At 61.9% G+C, this 18552-nt stretch carries 18 protein-coding genes; 12 read left to right on the top strand and 6 right to left on the bottom strand.

Annotated elements, in window-relative coordinates:
- Positions 1-116: 116 nt before the first annotated feature.
- From fabB to ACI2KB_RS28515, 3 genes are all read right to left on the bottom strand, one after another.
- A complete protein-coding gene (gene fabB, locus ACI2KB_RS28525) occupies positions 117-1337 on the bottom strand; it encodes a beta-ketoacyl-ACP synthase I (protein ID WP_404640361.1) in 1221 nt (406 codons plus the stop codon).
- 10 nt (positions 1338-1347) lie between these two features.
- Positions 1348-1863, bottom strand: coding sequence for a 3-hydroxyacyl-[acyl-carrier-protein] dehydratase FabA (fabA, locus tag ACI2KB_RS28520; RefSeq protein ID WP_404640359.1), 516 nt, complete (start codon positions 1861-1863; stop codon positions 1348-1350).
- A gap of 214 nt (positions 1864-2077) precedes the next feature.
- On the bottom strand, positions 2078-4003 hold the full coding sequence (locus tag ACI2KB_RS28515) for a response regulator (RefSeq protein WP_404640379.1): 1926 nt from the start codon (positions 4001-4003) through the stop codon (positions 2078-2080).
- A gap of 243 nt (positions 4004-4246) precedes the next feature.
- Here ACI2KB_RS28515 and ACI2KB_RS28510 point away from each other — a divergent pair, with 243 nt between their 5' ends.
- From ACI2KB_RS28510 to ACI2KB_RS28475, 8 genes are all read left to right on the top strand, one after another.
- Positions 4247-5272 (top strand): NAD(P)H-dependent glycerol-3-phosphate dehydrogenase, encoded by a 1026-nt coding sequence (locus ACI2KB_RS28510; RefSeq protein ID WP_404640357.1) that lies wholly within the window; start codon positions 4247-4249, stop codon positions 5270-5272.
- A gap of 25 nt (positions 5273-5297) precedes the next feature.
- Positions 5298-5642: a DUF4389 domain-containing protein gene (locus ACI2KB_RS28505; protein ID WP_404640355.1), complete on the top strand. Its 345-nt coding sequence runs from the start codon at positions 5298-5300 to the stop codon at positions 5640-5642.
- Complete coding sequence (sixA, locus tag ACI2KB_RS28500) at positions 5639-6097, top strand: phosphohistidine phosphatase SixA (RefSeq protein ID WP_404640353.1); 459 nt, start codon at positions 5639-5641, stop codon at positions 6095-6097. Before ACI2KB_RS28505 ends, sixA begins: the two co-directional genes overlap by 4 nt.
- A gap of 77 nt (positions 6098-6174) precedes the next feature.
- Complete coding sequence (locus ACI2KB_RS28495; protein WP_404640351.1) at positions 6175-6618, top strand: hotdog fold thioesterase; 444 nt, start codon at positions 6175-6177, stop codon at positions 6616-6618.
- A 111-nt stretch (positions 6619-6729) separates the two neighbouring features.
- Complete coding sequence (locus ACI2KB_RS28490) at positions 6730-7563, top strand: alpha/beta fold hydrolase (protein WP_404640349.1); 834 nt, start codon at positions 6730-6732, stop codon at positions 7561-7563.
- Complete coding sequence (locus ACI2KB_RS28485) at positions 7560-8414, top strand: alpha/beta fold hydrolase (protein WP_404640347.1); 855 nt, start codon at positions 7560-7562, stop codon at positions 8412-8414. The genes ACI2KB_RS28490 and ACI2KB_RS28485 overlap by 4 nt, the downstream gene beginning before the upstream one ends.
- Before the next feature lie 132 nt (positions 8415-8546).
- Positions 8547-9374 (top strand): DUF4892 domain-containing protein, encoded by an 828-nt coding sequence (locus tag ACI2KB_RS28480; protein ID WP_404640345.1) that lies wholly within the window; start codon positions 8547-8549, stop codon positions 9372-9374.
- Positions 9375-9481: 107 nt separating this feature from the next.
- The gene (locus ACI2KB_RS28475) at positions 9482-10534 is read left to right on the top strand and encodes an AI-2E family transporter (RefSeq protein WP_404640343.1); all 1053 of its coding nucleotides are present in this window, start codon (positions 9482-9484) and stop codon (positions 10532-10534) included.
- Between the two features lie 54 nt (positions 10535-10588).
- Here ACI2KB_RS28475 and xopAW read toward each other — a convergent pair whose 3' ends face one another.
- The 3 genes from xopAW to ACI2KB_RS28460 all read right to left on the bottom strand — a co-directional run bounded on the left by xopAW (position 10589) and on the right by ACI2KB_RS28460 (position 13668).
- Complete coding sequence (gene xopAW / locus ACI2KB_RS28470; protein ID WP_404640341.1) at positions 10589-11464, bottom strand: XopAW family type III secretion system calcium-binding effector; 876 nt, start codon at positions 11462-11464, stop codon at positions 10589-10591.
- Positions 11465-11848: 384 nt separating this feature from the next.
- Positions 11849-12919 carry a sensor histidine kinase gene (locus tag ACI2KB_RS28465; protein ID WP_404640339.1) on the bottom strand — a complete coding sequence of 357 codons (1071 nt, stop codon included), beginning with the start codon at positions 12917-12919 and terminating at the stop codon, positions 11849-11851.
- Positions 12916-13668, bottom strand: a complete 753-nt coding sequence (locus tag ACI2KB_RS28460; RefSeq protein WP_404640337.1) for a response regulator — start codon at positions 13666-13668, stop codon at positions 12916-12918. The genes ACI2KB_RS28465 and ACI2KB_RS28460 overlap by 4 nt, the downstream gene beginning before the upstream one ends.
- A gap of 351 nt (positions 13669-14019) precedes the next feature.
- Between ACI2KB_RS28460 and kdpF the strand changes: the two genes are divergently transcribed.
- Genes kdpF through kdpC form a run of 4 tightly spaced genes read left to right on the top strand, consistent with a single transcriptional unit; the run spans position 14020 to position 18495 of the window.
- Positions 14020-14115, top strand: a complete 96-nt coding sequence (gene kdpF / locus ACI2KB_RS28455) for a K(+)-transporting ATPase subunit F (RefSeq protein ID WP_037009437.1) — start codon at positions 14020-14022, stop codon at positions 14113-14115.
- 5 nt (positions 14116-14120) lie between these two features.
- Positions 14121-15815 carry a potassium-transporting ATPase subunit KdpA gene (gene kdpA / locus ACI2KB_RS28450; protein ID WP_404640335.1) on the top strand — a complete coding sequence of 565 codons (1695 nt, stop codon included), beginning with the start codon at positions 14121-14123 and terminating at the stop codon, positions 15813-15815.
- A gap of 10 nt (positions 15816-15825) precedes the next feature.
- A complete protein-coding gene (gene kdpB / locus ACI2KB_RS28445) occupies positions 15826-17901 on the top strand; it encodes a potassium-transporting ATPase subunit KdpB (RefSeq protein ID WP_404640333.1) in 2076 nt (691 codons plus the stop codon).
- A gap of 33 nt (positions 17902-17934) precedes the next feature.
- A complete protein-coding gene (kdpC, locus tag ACI2KB_RS28440) occupies positions 17935-18495 on the top strand; it encodes a potassium-transporting ATPase subunit KdpC (protein ID WP_404640377.1) in 561 nt (186 codons plus the stop codon).
- Positions 18496-18552 lie beyond the last annotated feature (57 nt).

Raw genomic sequence — 18552 nt, 5'->3', positions numbered from 1 at the left:
CTATGTATTCGCTGACACTGCGCCTTCGCCAGCAAGCCGGCTCCCACAAGTACAGATCCTTGTCATGAAAAAGGCGCCCCGAAAGGCGCCTTTTCATGTGCGGGAAACGGCTTGAATCACTTGCCGGTCCAGCGCTTCATCACCAGCGTGGCGTTGGTGCCACCGAAGCCGAAGCTGTTGCTCATGACCAGGTTGATCTCGGCGTTTTCGCGAGTCTTGGTCAGGATCGGCAAGTCGGCTACTTCTGGGTCCAGTTCGTCGATGTTCGCCGAACCGGCCATGAAGTTGCCTTCCATCATCAGCATGCAGTAGATCGCTTCGTGAACGCCTGCGGCGCCTAGGGAGTGACCTGACAGGCTCTTGGTGGAGCTGATGGCCGGAGCGTTGGCGCCGAACACTTCACGCACGCCTTTCATTTCAGCGACGTCGCCGACCGGGGTAGAGGTGCCGTGGGTGTTCAGGTAGTCGATGGTGCCGTCAACGGTGGACAGCGCCTGCTGCATGCAGCGGATGGCACCTTCGCCGCTTGGGGCGACCATGTCGTAGCCGTCGGAAGTGGCGCCATAGCCGACCAGCTCGGCGTAGATCTTCGCGCCACGGGCCAGAGCGTGTTCCAGCTCCTCGACCACGACCATGCCGCCACCGCCCGCGATGACGAAACCGTCACGGTCAGCGTCGTAGGCACGGGAAGCTTGCTCTGGGGTTTCGTTGCGCTTGCTGGACAGGGCGCCCATGGCGTCGAACAGGAACGACTGGCTCCAGTGCTCTTCTTCACCGCCACCGGCGAAGACGATGTCCTGCTTGCCCATCTGGATCTGTTCCATGGCGGTACCGATGCAGTGAGCACTGGTGGCGCAGGCAGAAGCGATGGAGTAATTCAGGCCCTTGATCTTGAATGGCGTTGCGAGGCATGCCGAAACAGTGCTGCTCATGGTGCGGGTCACGCGGTATGGACCGACGCGCTTGACGCCTTTTTCACGCAGGATATCCAGCGCTTCCATCTGGTTCAGGGTCGAAGCACCACCTGAGCCTGCGATCAGGCCGGTGCGTGGGTTGGACACCTGCTCTTCGGTCAGGCCGGAGTCCTTGACCGCGTCCTGCATCGCCAGATAGGCGTAAGCAGCGGCGTGGCCGACAAAGCGGTAGACCTTGCGGTCGATCAGTTCTTCCAGATTCAGATCAATGGAGCCGGATACCTGGCTGCGCAGGCCCATTTCCTTGTATTCCGGATTGAAGCGGATACCAGGGCGGCTGTTACGCAGGTTTTCGGAGACGGTCTCTTTGTCATTGCCCAAGCAGGAAACAATGCCCAGACCGGTGATAACGACGCGGCGCATGCGAATACCCTTAGAAATCGTCAGTGGAGGTGAAGACGCCGACGCGAAGGCCTTCGGCGGTGTAGATTTCACGGCCGTCCACGCTGACCGAACCGTCGGCGATCGCCAGGTTCAGCTTGCCTTTGAGGACGCGCTTGATGTGAATGTTGTAGGTGACTTTCTTGGCGGTCGGGAGGACCTGGCCGAAGAATTTCACTTCGCCCGAACCCAGCGCACGGCCGCGGCCCGGCAGGCCTTGCCAGCCCAGGAAGAAACCGACCAGTTGCCACATGGCGTCGAGGCCCAGGCAGCCTGGCATGACCGGGTCGCCTTCGAAGTGACAGCCGAAGAACCACAGGTCCGGAGTGATGTCTAGTTCGGCGACCAATTCACCTTTGCCGAACTTGCCGCCTTCCTGACTGATGTGGGTGATGCGATCCATCATCAGCATGTTGGGGGCGGGCAGTTGCGCGTTACCTGGGCCGAACAGCTCGCCGCGACTGCAGCGCAGCAAGTCTTCCCGGGTAAAGGCGTTTTGTTTGGTCATGCGAGCTCCTCGATAATCCTGTGCGGCTGGGTGTGGCTATTTGTTTCACCCAATCTGGCCAGCGGGTTGTCCCGCCGCTGGCAGCCTACTCATAGACTATTGCGTTGTAGTGAAAGTCACAGCACAGGTGAAATGAATGTACACCTGTACACTGAAATTGTCCGTTCGCGCGCGTGCGCGGGTCGATCACGGCACACAAGACTGCCGCAATTTATCATTTATCGCCAGTCGCAGATGCTTTAATGGTCAGCCAGCGCTGCAAAACCTGCTGTAAATCAGTGCGTTTGAAGGGTTTGGCCAGGTAGTCGTTCATGCCCGCCTGTAAGCAAATATCGCGATCGCCGTGCCGGGCGTTCGCCGTCAGCGCAATGATGGGCAGGGTGTCGAGCCCCGGTAGTTCGCGAATTCTGCGGGTCGCTTCGTAGCCGTCCATGACTGGCAAGCGGCAATCCATGAGGATCAGTGCATATTTTTCCTTGCTGGCCATGCTCACCGCTTCGGCACCGTCGCCCGCTGCGCTGACCTGTAAACCCAGACTGCGCAGCATGGCCTCAACCACGGTGCGGTTGACGGGGTTGTCCTCGACCAGCAGCACGCAGCCGTCGCGCTCCTGAGGCATTTCGCCCACGGCGCCCGGCGTGGGTAAAGGGTCTTCCTGAGCCACGCGCTGCAACGGGATTTGCAGCGTGAATACCGAGCCGATGCCTTCGCTGCTTTGTGCGCGCAATGAACCGCCCATGCGCTCAGCGAGATTGCGTGCAATCGGCAGGCCCAGCCCGGTGCCGCCGTAGCGTCGGGAAATGGAATTGTCCGCCTGCTGAAAGGCGTCGAACATCGACTCCACCAATTGCGCCGAAATGCCGATACCGCTGTCACGCACTGCACAGGTGAAGAGGATGTGTTGGGCATCGGTCTGTTGCCACCCAGTCTCGACCCGCACGCTGCCGAACTCGGTGAATTTCAGGGCGTTCCCGATCAGGTTGACGAGGATCTGACGGATGCGGGTCGGATCGCCCTTGACCCGCAGCAGGTCCATTCCGGGAGGCAGTTCCAGTTCCAGTGCCAGGCCACGTTGTTGTGCGTTGTGAGCAAACGCCTGTACGGAGGTGGCGATCAGGTCCGCGAGGTTGAACGAAATGTTCTCCAGCTCCAGGGCATCGCGCTCGAAACGGGAGAAATCGAGGATGTCGTTGATGACGCGCAACAGATGCTCGGTGGATTCGGTGGCCAGTGCCGCATACTCGGCCTGTTCCTCGGTCATCCTGGTGGTTTCCATCAATTGCAGCATGCCCAGCACGCCATTCATCGGCGTGCGCAACTCGTGACTCATCATGGCCAGAAACTCGGATTTCGCGCTATTGGCGCGTTCGGCTTCCTCCCGGGTCCTGATCAACTCGTCCATGGCTTTCTTCTGCTCGCGGCTGGCCTTCTCCAGGCCCAATGCCAGGTTGTTGATGTGGCGTGCCAGATCGCCGAGCTCGGCGTCGTCGGCCACCGGCAGCGGCGCAGTGTAATCGCCATGCTGAATGGCTTTGACGGCATCGCTCATGGCGCTGATGGGTTGAGACAGGCTCAGGGACAGACGTCGCGCCAGAATGTACGTAAACAGCAGGGCGAACAGCGCGAGAATGCCCGCCTTGAGCAGGATTTCCTGTTCCCTGAGGTTAAAGGCATCGCTGGACATGCCTACCAGCACGCGGCCCAGATAGTCTTCGACTGGGACGCTGGCGATATCGTCGATGTCGTCGGAATGATTGCCTTCGGATTTGATCTGTTGCAGGCGAATGGGGGCCTGAAACACTTCCAGTTGGTGTGATCGGACGTTGTCTGTGGTCTGTTCGACGTGGACGAGCACTTTGCCCGCGCTGTCCTGAACTTCCAGGAAGCGGACGTGGGGCGTGCTCATGGTCGCCTTCATCAGGCTTTCGAGCACTTCGTCGTTGCCCACGATCACGCCGTATTCGGACGCTGGGGCCAGTTGGTTGGCAATCAGTTGGCCTGTGTGGGTCAGTTCCTGACGCAGATCCTGAATGCGCACTACGGTGAAAAAACTGATCAGTAACAGGGTCAGCAGCAGGGCCGGGCCGAGGCTGAGAATCTGCGTGCGGGTGCTGATGTTCCAGCCGCGTTGTGCCGTCAAGGCCGGACTCCCGCCTGTCGTGAGTGCAATGTTCATTGAAAGCGCCCTAACGATAGCTCATCAGCGGCGCGGTGGAATTTTCACAAAGTGCGCGCATCTTAACCGAGCCGTAGGGAATTTCCTCGTGAAGAGTAGGGTGTCCGCCATTCGCATCTGGCTGTCGTGTTTTGCCGCTGGTGGCGAGCACGGCGCTCCGTATAATGCTGCCATCGCCAGTTCCGATGGCCCTAGATGGATTGTTTTATGACCCAACAGCAACCGATCGCCGTTCTGGGTGGTGGCAGCTTCGGCACGGCCGTGGCCAATTTGCTGGCCGAAAATGGCCACCGGGTCCTGCAGTGGATGCGCGACCCCGAGCAGGCCGAGGCGATTCGCGTCAATCGCGAGAATCCGCGTTACCTCAAAGGTATCAAGGTGCTCGATGCCGTGGAGCCGGTGACAGACCTGCAAAGCGCATTGAGCCAGAGTCAACTGGTGTTCGTTGCGTTGCCCTCCAGCGCGCTGCGCACGGTGCTGACCCCCCATGTCGAGCTGTTGACCGGCAAAATGCTGGTCAGCCTGACCAAGGGTATCGAGGCCCAGACCTTCAAACTGATGAGCGAAATCCTGGAAGACATCGCGCCCAAAGCCCGCATCGGTGTGTTGTCCGGGCCGAATCTGGCCCGTGAGATCGCTGAACATGCGCTGACGGCCACGGTGGTGGCCAGTGAAGACGAGGCGCTGTGCCAGGCGGTTCAGGCCGCGTTGCATGGGCGCACCTTCCGCGTCTACGCCAGCGCCGACCGTTTTGGCGTGGAGCTGGGCGGCGCGCTGAAGAACGTCTACGCGATCATCGCCGGCATGGCGGTGGCGCTGGGCATGGGGGAGAACACCAAAAGCATGTTGATCACCCGCGCGCTGGCCGAAATGACCCGCTTTGCGGTCAGCCAGGGTGCCAACCCGATGACCTTCCTGGGGCTGGCCGGTGTCGGTGATCTGATCGTGACGTGTTCGTCCCCCAAAAGCCGCAATTATCAGGTCGGTTTCGCGTTGGGGCAGGGGCTGACGCTGGATGAGGCCGTCACCCGTCTGGGCGAGGTGGCCGAAGGGGTCAACACGCTCAAGGTGCTCAAGGTCAAGGCCCAGGAAGCCCAGGTCTACATGCCGCTGGTGGCGGGGCTGCACGCCATCCTGTTCGAAGGGCGTACGCTGGAGCAGGTCATCGAACTGCTGATGCGCGCCGAACCCAAGACCGATGTCGATTTCATCTCGACCAGCGGTTTCAACTAATACCCGCTGGCTCAAGGAGAGACCTTTGAACGAATCAAAATTCAAGCAGCACGAATCGATCCTGCTGCGCATCCTGTGGATGCTGGTGTTTGCCGTGGTCTGGGAAGTCGCAGCCGTCGTGCTGGCGGTGGTGGTGCTGGTGCAACTGGCGTATCGCCTGTTCTATGGGGCGCCGAGTCTGAGCCTGATGTCGTTCGGTGACAGCCTGAGTCAGTATTTTGCGCAGATCGGCCGTTTTGGCACGTTTCACACTGACCAGAAGCCTTGGCCATTCGCCGACTGGCCCGCGCCGCGCCCACCGGAAGGCGAGGCTCCGCACACCGTGCCGGCTGCTGCGCACCCGGTGCGGGATGAGGAACCGAAACTATGAAAGTGTGGATTCTGCGTCATGGCGAGGCTCAGTACCGCGCTCGTACCGACGCCGAACGCGAGCTGACCGACAACGGCCGCCAGGAGGTGCTGACCAGCGCGGCGCACCTGCTGGGCCAGTCGCTGCGCTGGATCATCGCCAGCCCCTATGTTCGAGCGCAGCAGACCGCTGAGCTGGTGCGTCAGGCGTTGGGGTTTTCCGAGTCGATCGTGACCGTCCCCTGGCTGACGCCGGACAGCGATCCGCGTAAGGTGCTGGACAATCTGGACCTCTATGCCTCGGACGACGTCTTGCTGGTCAGTCACCAGCCGTTGGTCGGCTCGCTGATCGGTCTGGCGGTGCATGGCAACGTGCAGCAGGCCCACGGAATGCACACGGCGAGTCTTGCTGAACTGGAGGCAGATTTCCCGGTGGCGGGTGCGATGAACCTGATCGGGGTCAGGCATCCGGGGTGATTCGGCCTCGGCCCGGCAGATGATGTTCTCCTGTGGGGGCCGTTCAACTGTGGACTATTCAATAATAAGGACAACCCATGAGCCTATGGCGTGACACCCCCAACCTCGACGCGCTCAACGCGATGCAGAAGAACACCATCGGTGAGCAACTGGACATCCGTTTCGAAGCGTTCGACGATCAGTCTCTGACCGCCAGCATGGTGGTCGATCACCGCACACACCAACCCTACGGCCTGCTGCACGGTGGTGCGTCGGTGGTGCTGGCAGAAACGGTCGGTTCGTCGGCCAGCTACCTGGTCATCGACTCCAGCAAGTATTTCTGCGTCGGGCTGGAAATCAACGCCAACCATTTGCGGGGCCTGCGCAGTGGTCGGGTCACGGCGGTGGCGCATCCGGTGCACATCGGTCGCACCACGCACGTCTGGGACATCCGCCTGACCGGCGAAGACGGCAAGGCCAGTTGTATTTCGCGCCTGACCGTTGCGGTCGTGCCGCTGGGTGAGCAGCCGCCTGCACGCTGAATGCGTCTGCGCTGGCCGGAGTGTCATCCCCGATGGCACTTCCGGTCATTGCCGCCGTGTCAGGCTCACGCACACAATTGCAGCCTGATCACGGTTTCTGGATGCGCCGGCATGACTCAACACGTCTTTTTCGCTCACGCCAACGGCTTCCCGTCCGCCACGTACGGCAAGTTGTTCGCAGCGTTGGGCGATGAGTTTCACATCACTCATCTGGCGCAGCACGCCCACGATCCGCGTTTTCCCGTGACCGACAACTGGCCGAATCTGGTGGACGAGTTGATCCATCACCTGCGTGAACAACCACAGCCGGTCTGGGGGGTTGGTCATTCGCTGGGCGGCGTTTTGCATTACCACGCGGCCTTGCGGCATCCGGAGCTGTATCGCGGAGTGGTCATGCTCGATTCGCCCGTGCTGACGCGTTTCGATCAATGGATGATCCGTGCGGCCAAGCGTTTCGGTTTCATCGACCGCATCACCCCGGCAGGGCGCACGCTGGGCCGACGTGAGGTGTTCAGCGATCTGGACGCTGCGCGGCATTATTTTTCGGGCAAGACCCTGTTCCGCCGTTTCGATCCCGAATGTTTCGAGGCCTATCTGCTGCACGGTTTGCAGCCGGACGGTGATCGATTGCGCCTGCGTTTCGATCCCGCCACCGAGATCAGCATCTATCGCAGCGTGCCGCACACCAGCCCTGGCGTGGCCCGTCACCTGCAAGTGCCGTTGGCGCTGGTGCGGGGCGAACACAGTGATGTGGTGCGCCGCCATCACGCGATGTCGGTGAAAAGCATGCGTGAAGGCGTGTATCTTTCGGTGCCGGGCGGGCACATGTTCCCGCTGGAACACCCCGAGGACACCGCGCAGATGCTCAAGAACCTGTTTTCCCGCTGGGCCACACCTGGCCAGGTCGTCACCCGGATGCAGCCCCGTCAGCGAGCTCGCGCATGAGCTGTGCGGTCGAAGAGATTCGGCTGAGCCTGCCGCACATCGAACTGGCGGCCCATTTGTTCGGGCCGCAAGATGGCTTGCCGGTGATTGCGCTGCATGGCTGGCTGGACAACGCCAACAGCTTCGCTCGCCTGGCGCCGAAGCTCAAAGGCTTGCGCATTCTGGCGCTGGACATGGCCGGGCATGGCCATTCCGATCACCGCCCGCTGGGTGCCGGTTACGGTTTGCCGGATTACGCCCATGACGTGCTGCATGTAGCGCAGCAGATGGGGTGGGAGCGGTTTTCGCTGCTGGGGCATTCGTTGGGTGCCATTGTCTCGGTGATCCTCGCCGGGTCGGTGCCGGATCGTATCAGTCGTCTGGCGTTGATCGACGGCCTGATTCCGCCGTTGGGCGAGCCTGAAGGCGCGGCGGAACGAATGGGCACCGCCTTGCTGGCGCAACTGGCGCAATCGAGCAAGCGCAAGCCCGTTTACGCCGAAATGGACCGAGCGGTCGAAGCCCGCATGAAAGGCATGGTCGCTGTCAGTCGCGAAGCTGCTGAGCTGTTGGCGCAGCGTGGCCTGATGCCGGTGCCGGGCGGTTACACCTGGCGCAGTGACAGCCGCCTGACACTGGCGTCGGCGATGCGTCTGACGCGCGCCCAAGCTTTGTCCTTCGTGAATGCCATTCGTTGTCCTGCACACCTGGTGGTTGCCGACCTGGGCATGCTGGCGCAGAACACCGCGCTGCTCGACAGTGTTTCGTTCGAGGTCACTGTGTTACCCGGTGGGCATCATCTGCATCTGAACGACGAGGCGGGCGCGACCTCTGTTGCAGACTGTTTCAATCGGTTCTTCGCCGTTTCTTGACTTGCGCAGCGCAACTGTCGAGGCTGGGCGGGTTGAAACAGGAGACTGCACGATGGACCACCGCCCACACTCGATTCCCTCCCTCGGACTGCGCTCGCGTGCGGTCGTGATGGCCCCCACGATGATCCGCCCATGAGCCTTTCCACGCGTGCTGCCTGCACGCTCGGCTGGCTGCTGTGCCTGACCGGTTACGCCACGACCGGTCTGGCCGCCGATGTCGCGGGCAGTCAGGACTTTTCCAACTTGCCTCGGCCGACTGACGCTGAAATCGTCGATTACAAGCCCGCTGCGAACCTTGAGCGCATTTTTCCCATGGGCTCGATTCGCAAGATCAGCGGCCAATTGCGCTTCGATGGCCAGGTGGCTTCCCGTGGCACCGCCAGTGCCGTGACCTATCAATTACCGCCAGAGCGGTCCGCCGACGAGGCCTTCACGGCCGCTCGCGAAGCCTTTCAGCAGCAGGGCGCGCAGTTGTTGTTCTGGTGTCAGGCCCGGGACTGTGGTGAAAGCAGCTTGTGGGCCAACGAAGTGTTCAGCAACGCGCGGCTCTACGGGGCCGACAACGGACAAGCCTATTTGCTGCTGCGCCTGTCGCCGGACAGCGACACGCTGGTGGCGTTGTACAGCATCACTCGCGGCAATCGCCGCGCCTTGCTGCATGTCGAAGAGTTCCAGGCTGACGCGCCGCTGGGCGAGGTGCTGCCCACCTCTGCGACCCTGCTCAGAGAGCTGAAGAGCTCCGGTGATCTGGACTTGCCTATGCTCAAGGGTGAGCCCAAACAGCCATGGATCACTTTGCTTTCACGAGGGCTTAATCTGGACAGCACCTTGCGTGTGACGCTTTCCGGGCCGCAGGCCGAGGCGTGGCGTGAGGCTTTGGTCAACAACAGCGTGCGCGCAGCCCGACTGGAAATCGGCAGCAAGCAGACTCAGGGGCTGGTCGTCGAACTCATTCGCTGAGGAGTGTTTTATCTCAGGCATTCAGTTGCTGTTCAATTGGTGTAAGGCGAGCGTCGACGTTCGCCGTTATGCTGCGCGTTCTGGATTTCTCTTCTACGGTATGACCCATGTTCAATAACGATCGCCTGTTGGTGCAGATTCTGCTGCTGGCACTGCTGGGCGCCTGCCTGTGGGTGATGGCGCCGTTCTGGTCTGCGCTGTTCTGGGGGGCGGTGCTGGCGTTTGCCAGTTGGCCGCTGATGCGCCTGTTGACCCGCGCGCTCAATGGCCGGGAGTCAATGGCCGCGAGCATTCTGACCCTCGGCTGGATGGTACTGGTGGCCGCGCCATTGGTGTGGCTCGGGTTCAACCTGGCTGATCATGTGCGCGATGCCACGGCGTTCGTTCGCGATGTGCAGGTCGATGGCTTGCCCGACCCACCCGCCTGGTTGGGCAGCATTCCCTTGGTCGGGGAGCGATTGGTGGGCTACTGGAACACCATCGATCAGCAGGGCGCGGCGATGCTGGCCACGCTCAAACCCTATCTGGGGCAGGTGGGTAACTGGCTGCTGGCCCGTAGTGCGCAGATCGGCGGGGGCATCCTGGAGCTGACCCTGAGTATCGTCTTCGTGTTCTTTTTCTACCGCGACGGTCCGCGTCTGGCGGCGTTCGTGCTGAGCCTGCTGGAGCGGCTGATCGGCGACAAGGCCCAGTATTACGTCGATCTGGTGGCCGGGACGGTCCAGCGGGTGGTGAACGGGGTGATCGGTACGGCAGCCGCTCAGGGCATTCTGGCGTTGATCGGTTTTCTGATCGCGGGCGTGCCGGGAGCGCTGGTCTTGGGTATTGGCACGTTTTTGCTCAGTCTGGTGCCCATGGGGCCGCCGCTGATCTGGATTCCGGCCACGGCCTGGCTGGCCTGGAAAGGCGAGTACGGGATGGCCGTGTTTCTCGGTTTGTGGGGCACGTTCATCGTCAGTGGTGTCGACAACGTGCTCAAGCCGTATCTGATCAGCCGTGGCGGCAACTTGCCGTTGGTGATCGTGCTGTTGGGGGTGTTCGGCGGGTTATTGGCGTTTGGCTTCATTGGCCTGTTCATCGGCCCGACGCTCTTGGCCGTGGCTTATAGCCTGCTGCTCGACTGGGTCGCTGACAGCCGCGCACGGCAGGTGCCCAAATAACGCGCACTGAAGATAAAAAAGCGCCGCCGGACCGGATCCGGCGGCGCTTTTTTATCAGGCGGAAATACTCACGTATTTACCGGCCGTCGCGTTGCTATTGAGGTTGTAGCGGTCGCTGAGGGCAGCAACCATGCGATTCAACGCCTCAGTGGCCTGCGTCGTGGTGGTCTGCTGCTGAGTGTTGTCAGGCTTGAGCGCCGCACTCAACTCGTCGGCGTTGACGCCACCACTGCTGTCGGCGTCCAGGGCACTGAACAGCGAATTGATCGCGTCGGTGCTGGTGGAACTGCTGGAGCCGCTGGTCGAGCTGCCACTTTGCAGGGCGCTGGTCAGTTCGGCGGTCGTGATGCTGCCGTCGCCATCGCTGTCCAGGCTGCTGAACAGGTCGCTGGAGTCTTGCGCGGGCGGCGGAGGCGGTTGTTGAGCCTGTTGCAGGCTGGCGGTCAGCTCTTCGAGGCTGACGGTGCCATCCTTGTTGGTGTCCAGTGCGTCGAATACCTGAGTGCTGTCGGCGCTGCTGTCCGAACTGCTCAGCGCGGCGGTCAGTTCGTCGCTGCTGACGCTGCCATCACCGTCGGTGTCGATGGCGCTCAGCAGGTCCTGGGCTTCATCCGCCGCCGAGCCGCCGTCCATCTGCGTCGGTGGCGGCGGTGGCGGGGTCATGGACGCCAACTCGTCGGCGTCCAGGCTGTCATCGTCGTTGCTGTCCAGATCGCTGAACGCCTTGCTCAGACTGACCGTGATGCCGTCTTTGGAATCGGAGGACAGGGCTGAACTCAGTTCATCCTTGTCGATACTGCCGTCACCGTTGGTGTCGAGCTTTTTCAGCAGGTCGTCGGCGAACTGCTTGCTCTTGTCGGTGCTGCGGGTGGAGCTGCTTGAACTGATGTAGCTGGAATAACTGCTGCTGCCGCTGATACCTGTGACCATCGGACTGACTCCCCATCAGATGAATGAAGCCGGTACGGTGTACCGGCTTATGCAGCGTCGCGGGGTGGGATGTCGTGGGTATGTGGTGTTTGTAACGCGAGTCTTACGGGGGCAGGTACATCGCGGGTGCAGGTTCACCCTGTGGGCGCCGCCTTGAAGGCAAATGCGGTGAATCAGGTCTTTGCGTGACAACTGACAGGACCCCTTCGCCAGCAAGCCGGCTCCCACAGGAGTGTGTGCCGAGTCATAGGTTCGTGATCGACGCCGGTTCTGTGGGAGCCGCCTTGGTGGCGAAGGCGGTTAACCAGCCAACGTAGAATTTCCCACAGTGATGGGGCGTTTTGGTGAGTGAAGGTTGCCCCGACATGTTTTAGCTGCGGGCGTTCAGATCCGTGGCAAATCGATCGATGCCGTCAGGCCGCCGCCGGGAGTTTCTTCCAGGCGCAGATCACCGCCCATGCGCCGGGCGGCTTCGCGGGCGATAGTCATGCCGATGCCCACGCCGCCCGAGTTTCGGTTGCGCGACCCCTCAACCCGGTAGAACGGCTCGAACACCGCTTCACGCAGTTTTTCCGGGATGCCTGGCCCGCGATCGACCACGCGGATCAGCAGGCGATCACTGGAGTCCTCAATCTCCACCCGCGCATGCCCGGCATAGCGCAAGGCATTGTCGATCAGGTTGTGCAGACAGGAACGCAGGGCCATGGGCTGGGATTTCAGCGGTCGGCAACTGCCGCTGGCTTCGACGTCATCGCCATTGTCCTGAGCGTTCTCGGTCAGCGACTCGATCAGCGCCTGCACGTCGAAATACTGCAAGGCCTCGCTGGTTCGCTGCTCATTGAGGTAGGTCAGCGTGGCGTCGAGCATGCCGATCATGTCGTTCAAATCTTGCGTCATCTGCCCGTGCAGCTTGGGCTCCTCGATCTGTTCGACCCGCAGTTTCAAACGCGCCAGCGGAGTGCGCAGGTCGTGGGAGACCGCCGCCAGCATGCGCCCGCGCTGTTGCACCTGCTCACGAATCCGCTCCTGCATCAGGTTGAACGTCGCAGCGGCCTGGCGCGCCTCGCGGGGACCGGTGATGGTCAGCGGTGGGCTGTCGAGGTTTTCGCTCAGGCGTTCGGCGGCATCGCTGATACGCCGGACCGGCCGACTCAGGGCCTTGGCGCCGAACCAGGCAGCAATCACCAGGGTGATCAACTGGAACAGCAGCGGAATCAGCGGGATACCGAAAAACGGTGGTGGCGGACGGCGCATTTCTTCCGCCGCCATGTCGTCGTCCGGTTTGTCCGGGTAGCCGCGCGGCATGTCCTGCGCGTTGTGTGGCGGTGGAGGCGGAGGCGGGCGATGAGGGTCGTAGTAGTGAAACCAGATGAACGCCAGCAGGTGCGCCAGAATGATCGCCAGCAGTGCGCCGCCGAACAGTCGGGCGAACAGGGTGTCAGCCGAGCGGATCAACCAATCTCCCTGGCGTCGAACATATAGCCTTCGCCCCGTACGGTCTTGATCAGTTGAGGGGATTTCGGATCGTCACCGAGCTTCTGGCGCAGGCGCGAGACCAGCAGGTCGATGCTGCGATCAAAGGCTTCGATGGAGCGGCCGCGGGCGGCGTCCAGCAGTTGTTCGCGGTTGAGCACGCGACGCGGACGTTCAAGGAACACGCGCAGCAGGCGGAATTCGGCGTTGGACAACGGCACCACCAGCCCGTCCGGCGCGGTCAGTTGGCGAAGGACGCTGTTGAGGCGCCAGTTGTCGAAGCGCAGCGTGGTACGTTCTTCGGTACGGTCATCGCGCACGCGGCGCAGGATGGTCTGGATGCGGGCTACCAGTTCGCGAGGTTCGAACGGTTTGGCCATATAGTCGTCGGCACCCAGTTCCAGACCGATGATGCGGTCGGTGGGTTCACAGCGTGCGGTCAGCATCAGGATCGGGATATCCGACGAACTGCGCAGCCAGCGGCACAGCGACAGGCCGTCTTCGCCGGGCAGCATCAGGTCCAGCACCACCACGTCGTAGGTTTCTTCGGCCAGCGCCTGGCGCATGGCATTGCCGTCGGTGACGCCAGTGCTCTGGATGTTGAACCGGGCGAGGTAGTCGCACAGCAGTTCACGGATCGGCACGTCGTCATCGACGATCAGCGCGCGGGTGTTCCAGCGCCGCTCTTCGGCCGGTGCGTTGGCGGTGGTGCTGTCAGGGGTCGTTTGCATGGTGCTGCCGCCATGGTGATGCCGCCGGGAAGGGCTGCGAGTGAGGAACGACGCTGCCATGCTACTTCGCTGGCGAGCGGGGCGGAAGGGTGCGGGTAGCAGGTGTCTGTGGATTGTCGTGAATGTATCAGAAAAGCTACAAGCCGCCATTCGGGTGTGACCCCCACCCTTTTTTGTGGGAGCCACCAAGGCGGCTCCCACTTGATTGCGTTCAGCCATGGAGCGGCCTGCACGTGATCGGCAGTTTTTACACTTTCTTTATGCCCCACGCCCACCCTTGATCTCGTTCCTTTACACCCCTCATGAAGACAATTCCCACACGGTAATCGCCGTATGACGGAGAGTGTTTTCATGAGCGTTCTGGATGGGGTGTCTCTGCTGTTGGCGGCAGGGTTATTCGTGTATTTGCTGGTGGCGCTGTTGCGTGCTGGCCGGGTCGAGGAGTGACGGCCATGCACGGTTATGACTATCTGCTGATTCTGGCGTTCTTCGCCCTGGTGTTGCTGCCCGCGCCGCTGTTGGGGCGCTTCTATTACAAAGTCATGGAAGGCCAGCGCACCTGGCTGACCCCGGTGGTGGGGCCAGTCGAGCGCATCTGCTATCGGCTGTCCGGTGTCGACCCGGCCGTCGAGCAAAACTGGAAGACGTACACCCTGGCCCTGCTGGCGTTCAACCTGGCGGGGTTTGTCGTGCTGTTCGCCATTCTGCTGTTTCAAGGCGCGCTGCCGCTCAACCCACAAGGGCTGCCGGGCATGGAGTGGTCGCTGGCGTTCAACACGGCGATGAGTTTCGTCACCAACACCAACTGGCAGAGCTACAGCGGAGAGGCGTCTCTGAGCTACCTGAGCCAGATGGCAGGGCTGACCGTGCAGAACTTCGTCAGCGCCGCGACCGGCATTGCTGTGCTGGTGGCGTTTTGTCGTGGGATTGGCCGCCGTTCGACGCAGCATCTGGGCAACTTCTGGGCCGACATGACACGCGCCACCCTCTACGGCCTGCTGCCACTGTGCCTCGTACTGGCGTTGTTTCTGGTGTGGCAGGGCGTGCCGCAAACCTTCGCCCATTACGTGGACGCGGTCACCCTGCAAGGTGCTGATCAGACCCTTCCATTGGGGCCAGCCGCCAGCCAGATCGCCATCAAGCAACTGGGCACCAACGGCGGCGGCTTCTTCGGCGTCAACTCGGCGCACCCGTTCGAGAACCCGACGGCGTGGAGCAACCTGTTCGAGTTGGTCTCGATCATTCTGATCCCGGTAGCGCTGGTGTTCACCTTTGGCCACTACGTCAAGGACATGCGCCAGAGCCGCGCTATCGTCGCCTGCATGTTCGTGCTGTTCCTGATCGGTGGTGCCGTGGCGCTGTGGGCCGAGTACCAGCCCAACCCGGCGCTGCACATCGCCAATGTCGAGCAGACTGCGCCGATGGAGGGCAAGGAAACCCGCTTCGGCACCACGGCCACCGTGCTGTGGGCGACAGCCACGACCGCCGCGTCCAACGGCTCGGTCAACGGCATGCACGACAGCCTCAATCCGCTGAGCGGCATGATTGCGCTGGCCAACATGATGGTCGGCGAAGTGATCTTCGGCGGTGTCGGCGCAGGGTTGTACGGGATGTTGCTGAACGTGCTGATCGCGGTGTTCCTCGCCGGATTGATGATCGGCCGTACCCCGGAATACCTCGGCAAGAAGCTACAAGCCCGGGAAGTGAAATTGCTGGTGGCGACGCTGATCGTCATGCCGGTGGGCGTGTTGGTGTTCGGTGCGCTGGCCGCCTCGTTGCCCGGCCCGGCAGGCGCGGTGAGCAACCCCGGCGCCCATGGTTTCAGCCAGTTGCTTTACACCTACACGTCAGCCACGGCGAACAACGGCTCGGCGTTCGGCGGTTTCAGCGCCAATACCCTGTTCCACAACCTGATGCTGAGCCTGGCGATGTTCATTGGCCGCTTTGGCTACATCCTGCCAGTGCTGGCGCTGGCGGGCAGTCTGGCGGCGAAGAAGACCGCGCCCCTGGGCCTGAACAGTTTTCCGACCCATGGCCCGCTGTTCGTCACGCTGCTGACCGTGACCATTTTGCTGGTGGGCGGCCTGACCTTCCTGCCGACTCTGGCGCTGGGCCCGATTGCCGAACACCTGAGCCTGGGTTTCTGAGGATCACATCATGAATATGCGTGCTGCTGTACCCAAAGACGTTGCACCGAAACAACCTGAGCAGATCGCCGAATCCGTGAAAACCGGCTTCGCCCAACTGTGGCGTCCGGCGCTGATTCAGGCCTTCTTCAAACTCGATCCGCGCCAGTTGCAACGCGCACCGGTGATGCTGGTGGTCGAATTGACGGCGATTCTGACCACCGTGTTGTGCCTGATTCCCAACCCCGCCGTGCCGACCTTCGTGGCTGTGCAGATCGCGCTGTGGTTGTGGTTCACCGTGCTGTTCGCCAACTTCGCCGAAGCCTTGGCCGAAGGCCGGGGCAAGGCTCGGGCCGACAGCCTGAAAGCCGGAACCGAAGGCCTGAAGGCTCGTTTGCAAGGCGCGACCGGTGCGTTCATCACGGTCAACGCCAGCACCCTGCGCAAAGGTGATGTGGTGCGGGTCGAGGCCGGTGAGTTGATCCCCGGCGACGGCGAGGTCATCGCGGGTATCGCGGCGGTGAACGAAGCGGCAATCACCGGTGAGTCCGCTCCCGTGATTCGCGAATCCGGCGGCGACCGCTCGGCGGTCACCGGCAACACCCGATTGGTCTCGGACTGGTTGTTGGTGCGCATCAGCAGCAACCCTGGCGAATCGACTCTAGACCGCATGATCGCGCTGGTGGAAGGCGCAAAACGCCAGAAAACCCCTAACGAGGTGGCGCTGGACATTCTGTTGATCGGCCTGACCCTGATCTTTCTGCTGGTGGTCGTGACCCTGCAACCGTTCGCCCATTTCGCCGGGGGCAACCTGCCGCTGGTGTTTCTGGTGGCATTGCTGGTGACGTTGATTCCCACCACGATTGGCGGCCTGCTTTCGGCTATCGGGATCGCCGGGATGGACCGTCTGGTGCGCCTGAACGTGATCGCCAAGTCCGGCCGCGCCGTGGAAGCCGCAGGTGATGTGCACGTGTTGCTGCTGGACAAGACCGGCACCATTACTTTCGGCAACCGTCGTTGTGCGGCGGTCTATGCGGCTCCTGGCGTCAGCGGCAAGGAACTGAGCGAAGGCACGTTTCTGGCCTCGCTGGCGGACGACACGGCTGAAGGCAAATCCATCGTCGAGTACCTGCGTGCGCTGCACTCAATGAACGAGCCTGCACCGAGCCAGCTCACCGCCGTACCGTTCAGCGCTGAAACCCGCCTGTCCGGGGTGGATTTCGACGGGCGTGTTTATCGCAAGGGTGCGGTGGATTCGCTGTTGACATTCATTGGCCGTGATCGCGCCGATCTGCCCCTGACCCTCTCCCGCGAAATCGACAAGATCGCCAAGACCGGTGGCACGCCGCTGCTGGTGTCGGTCGACCACACGTTGCTGGGCGTGATTCACCTCAAGGACGTGGTCAAACCGGGCATTCGCGAGCGTTTCGATGAGCTGCGCAAACTGGGCATTCGCACCGTCATGGTCACTGGCGACAACCCGCTGACCGCCGCTGCCATCGCCGCCGAAGCGGGCGTGGACGACGTGCTGGCTGAAGCCACGCCGGAGAAAAAACTGGAGCGCATCCGTCAGGAGCAAAACGACGGGCGTCTGGTGGCCATGTGCGGCGACGGCGCCAACGACGCCCCGGCGCTGGCCCAGGCGGACGTTGGCATGGCGATGAACGACGGTACGCAGGCAGCGCGGGAGGCGGCCAACATGGTCGACCTGGACAGCGACCCCACCAAGCTGCTGGACGTGGTGCAGATCGGCAAGGAATTGCTGGTCACCCGTGGCGCGCTGACCACCTTTTCGATTGCCAACGACGTGGCCAAGTATTTCGCGATCCTGCCCGCGTTGTTTGCCGCCATTTACCCGCAACTGGGCGTGCTCAACATCATGGGACTGACCAGCCCACAGAGCGCCATCCTGTCAGCCATCGTCTTCAACGCGCTGATCATCGTGGTGCTGATTCCTCTGGCCCTGCGCGGCGTGCGGGTGCAGGCGGCGAGTGCGGCGCACCTGCTGCGGCGCAACCTGCTGATCTATGGGCTGGGCGGGATTGTCGTGCCGTTCGTGGGGATCAAGTTGATCGACCTGCTGTTGACCGGCCTGCACCTGGTTTAAGTGCTGTGCTCTGATTGAATTGAGGATTGAATGATGTCGACTATAGTGCGTCCCGCCGTGAGCCTGATTGTGTTGATGACCTTGATCACCGGCGGGGTTTATCCGCTGGTAGTGACCGGCGTTGCGCAGACGGTGTTTCCGGATCAGGCCAATGGCAGCCTGGTGTATGACGATCAGGACAAGGTGCGGGGTTCGGAGCTGATCGCGCAGAGCTTTACTGGCGAAGAGTGGTTTCACCCGCGGCCCTCGGCGGGAGCGTTCGCTACCGTGTCCAGTGGCGCGAGCAACCTGGCGCCAAGCAACCCGGCGCTGGCCACGCGAGTGGCGGATGACGCGGCGAAAGAAACGGTCGAAGGGCAGGGGCCGGTGCCGTTGAATCTGCTCACCACGTCGGGCAGCGGCCTGGACCCTCATCTGTCCCCTGCGGCGGCCGATTATCAGGTGACCCGTGTCGCCTCCGCCCGGCATCTGTCACGAGAGACGGTGCAACGATTGGTGAGCGAGAACACCTACAATCCGCTGATCGGCCCGCCGGTGGTGAATGTGCTGGCGTTGAACCAGAGTTTGAGTGAGTTGCCGACCGCAAAACAGTAAATTGATGGCCGGGACGATTGATTATTACCGCTGACGCGAATCCCTTGTGGGGGACGA

Source organism: Pseudomonas sp. NPDC088444, assembly GCF_044900175.1.
GTDB lineage: Bacteria > Pseudomonadota > Gammaproteobacteria > Pseudomonadales > Pseudomonadaceae > Aquipseudomonas.
This window is presented reverse-complemented; position numbering and strand designations above follow the sequence as displayed.

Coding starts and splice junctions, on each gene's coding strand:
- fabB (WP_404640361.1), bottom strand. CDS start 1,337: ATGCGCCGCGTCGTTATCACCGGTCTGGGCATTGTTTCCTGCTTGGGC.
- fabA (WP_404640359.1), bottom strand. CDS start 1,863: ATGACCAAACAAAACGCCTTTACCCGGGAAGACTTGCTGCGCTGCAGT.
- ACI2KB_RS28510 (WP_404640357.1), top strand. CDS start 4,247: ATGACCCAACAGCAACCGATCGCCGTTCTGGGTGGTGGCAGCTTCGGC.
- sixA (WP_404640353.1), top strand. CDS start 5,639: ATGAAAGTGTGGATTCTGCGTCATGGCGAGGCTCAGTACCGCGCTCGT.
- ACI2KB_RS28495 (WP_404640351.1), top strand. CDS start 6,175: ATGAGCCTATGGCGTGACACCCCCAACCTCGACGCGCTCAACGCGATG.
- ACI2KB_RS28490 (WP_404640349.1), top strand. CDS start 6,730: ATGACTCAACACGTCTTTTTCGCTCACGCCAACGGCTTCCCGTCCGCC.
- ACI2KB_RS28485 (WP_404640347.1), top strand. CDS start 7,560: ATGAGCTGTGCGGTCGAAGAGATTCGGCTGAGCCTGCCGCACATCGAA.
- ACI2KB_RS28480 (WP_404640345.1), top strand. CDS start 8,547: ATGAGCCTTTCCACGCGTGCTGCCTGCACGCTCGGCTGGCTGCTGTGC.
- ACI2KB_RS28475 (WP_404640343.1), top strand. CDS start 9,482: ATGTTCAATAACGATCGCCTGTTGGTGCAGATTCTGCTGCTGGCACTG.
- xopAW (WP_404640341.1), bottom strand. CDS start 11,464: ATGGTCACAGGTATCAGCGGCAGCAGCAGTTATTCCAGCTACATCAGT.
- ACI2KB_RS28460 (WP_404640337.1), bottom strand. CDS start 13,668: ATGCAAACGACCCCTGACAGCACCACCGCCAACGCACCGGCCGAAGAG.
- kdpF (WP_037009437.1), top strand. CDS start 14,020: ATGAGCGTTCTGGATGGGGTGTCTCTGCTGTTGGCGGCAGGGTTATTC.
- kdpA (WP_404640335.1), top strand. CDS start 14,121: ATGCACGGTTATGACTATCTGCTGATTCTGGCGTTCTTCGCCCTGGTG.
- kdpB (WP_404640333.1), top strand. CDS start 15,826: ATGAATATGCGTGCTGCTGTACCCAAAGACGTTGCACCGAAACAACCT.
- kdpC (WP_404640377.1), top strand. CDS start 17,935: ATGTCGACTATAGTGCGTCCCGCCGTGAGCCTGATTGTGTTGATGACC.